This is a genomic window from Cyanobium sp. LEGE 06143, assembly GCF_015207535.1.
Classification (GTDB): Bacteria; Cyanobacteriota; Cyanobacteriia; order PCC-6307; family Cyanobiaceae; genus NIES-981.
Genome location: NZ_JADEWP010000303.1, coordinates 1 through 1,708 on the forward strand (window position 1 = coordinate 1; position 1,708 = coordinate 1,708).

General features: G+C 69.3%; 1 protein-coding gene and 1 pseudogene. Both read right to left on the reverse strand.

The features are described 5' to 3' along the window. Positions 1 to 383: pseudogene (locus IQ216_RS13785) on the reverse strand (hypothetical protein); the annotation flags it as partial. A gap of 31 nt (positions 384 to 414) precedes the next feature. Then, on the reverse strand, positions 415 to 1,708 hold a 1,294-nt coding region (glgA, locus tag IQ216_RS13790), incomplete at its 5' end, for a glycogen synthase GlgA (RefSeq protein ID WP_193815923.1).

Genomic DNA, 1,708 nt, shown 5'->3' on the forward strand with positions numbered 1-1,708 from the left:
GAACCGTCCGGGGACGCAGCCCCATCCCCAGCAGTGTCCAGGCCCTCCACCACGACGGTGGGCTCGGCCGGGGCGATCGCGGCGGGTCGCGACCAGGGCAGCGCCGGCATCAGGAGAGCAGCCAGGGCCAGCAGGCTGCCCAGGGCCGCCGCCAGCACCAGGGGCCAGAACCAGGCCGCCCAGGAGGCGGGCCAGAAGCCCGGGCGCGGCAGCTGACCCTCCCGATTGAGCCTGGCCAGCTCCTGCAACCGCAGGCGCGTGCTGGCCGCCACAGCCCGCAGATCGCGGCGCAGCAACCGCCACGGGTCGAGATAGGGAGCCGGCAGGGCCGACGCGGCATCAGCGCGGCCGGGGCCGTCGCCCTCAGGACTGGACCCGGCCACAGGCACTGCCCCCAGCAGACGCGGATCTCACTCAGCGGCGGCGCAGCAGGGCCGCCAGCCCCTTGCGGCTGGGGTCGGCATCCTGACCCTGGGAGAAGCGCTCCACCTCGGCGGCCTCGGGCGTGGGCTCCTTGATGCCACACACGTCCCGGTACATGGCCTCGTAGGCGAGGGCTGAGCTGGCCCAGCTGAGGTCCATGCCCATGCCGCGGCGCTGCAGCTGCTGCCAGCTGTCCTGGTGCCGGTAGGCCTCCCAGGAGCGCACGATCGCGGTGTAGAAGTCGATCGGCTCGAAGCGGTCGAAGCCATAGCCCGTGCCCGTGCCGGCCAGGGGGTCGTTGGGGGGCACGGTGTCCACCAGACCCCCCACCATCCTCACCACGGGCACCGAGCCGTAGCGCATCGCCAGCATCTGGCTGATGCCGCAGGGTTCAAAGCGGCTGGGCATCAGGAAGGCATCAGTGCCGGCATAGATCAACCGCGCCAGGGCGTCGTCGTAGGTGAGGAACACCGAGAAGCGGCCGGGATGGCGGGCCGCCATCTGCCACAGGCCCGATTCGATGTTGCGATCCCCCGTGCCCAGCACCACGATCTGGCTGTCGGTGTAGGCGAGCACCCGATCAGCCACCTGCAGCAGCAGATCCACCCCCTTCTGGTCCACCAGCCGGCTCACCACTCCCATCAGGTAGGAGCGCGGACTCGGCGTCAGGCCGAAGTGTTTCTGCAGGGCCTGTTTGTTCTCGGCCCGGGGGGTCAGGTCGGCGGCACTGAAGCGGGCCGGCAGGGTGGGATCGGTGGCGGGGTTCCAGTCCTCGGTGTCGATGCCGTTGAGGATGCCGCGCAGCTTGCCGCTGATGAAATTGAGCAGGCCGTCCAAGGCCTCGCCGTACTGCGGCGTGCGGATCTCCTTGGCGTAGGTGGGGGACACCGCATTGACGCGGTCGGCATAGAGCAGCGCCGCCGCCATCGTGTGGTCCCCCTGCATGTACCAGGGGCACCAGGTCATGCCGTCCAGCTTCCAGCGCCAGGGGCCCTGATAGCGGAGGTTGTGGATGGTGAACACCGTGCTGACTTCCGGGTCCTGATGCATCCACACCGGCAGCATGCCGGTGTGCCAGTCGTGGCAGTGCAGCACCTGGGGCTTCCAGTGGTGCCAGCAGAATTCGGCTGTGGCACTGGCGAAAAAGGTGAAGCGCCAGTCCTCATCGTCGCCGCCGTAGATGCGCTCGGCATCGAACACCGGGTGGCCCACCAGATAGAGCGGCAGACCGTTGCTGGGATGGTGCGCCTCGAACACCGCGAAGTCGTTGCCCATGGTGTGACCG